The 465-nt window shown below is 69.0% G+C and carries 1 protein-coding gene; it reads right to left on the minus strand.

The features are described from left to right. Positions 1–71 precede the first annotated feature (71 nt). Positions 72–465 (minus strand): amino acid--tRNA ligase-related protein (locus CWM66_RS28450; protein WP_304598310.1); only part of this gene is annotated, 394 nt, incomplete at its 5' end.

Genomic DNA, 465 nt, shown 5'->3' on the forward strand with positions numbered 1-465 from the left:
AGCACGCCGCCACGATGGCCACGCCGTACAGCGAGAGCTGTACCGTCAGTGCCAGCTGCAGCGGCGCCACCTCAGAACTCCGCGCTGCCCGGCGCGCGCGGGTAGGGGATCGCGTCGCGGATATTGCCCAGCCCGCACACGTAGACCACCAGGCGCTCGAAGCCCAGGCCGAAGCCGGCGTGCGGCACCGTGCCGTAGCGGCGGAAATCGCGGTACCAGCCGTAATGCTCGGCATCCAGCCCGAACTGCGCCATGCGCGCGTCGAGCACGTCCAGGCGCTCCTCGCGCTGGCTGCCACCGATGATCTCGCCGATGCCCGGGGCCAGCACGTCCATGGCCGCGACGGTCTTGCCGTCATCGTTCAGGCGCATGTAGAAGGCCTTGATGTGCTCGGGGTAGTTCGTCACCACTACCGGGCGGCCGACGTGTTCTTCGGTCAGCCAGCGCTCGTGCTCGGTCTGCAGG

Source organism: Kosakonia sp. H7A, assembly GCF_003028445.1.
In the GTDB taxonomy this organism is placed as follows: Bacteria; Pseudomonadota; Gammaproteobacteria; order Enterobacterales; family Enterobacteriaceae; genus Kosakonia; species Kosakonia radicincitans.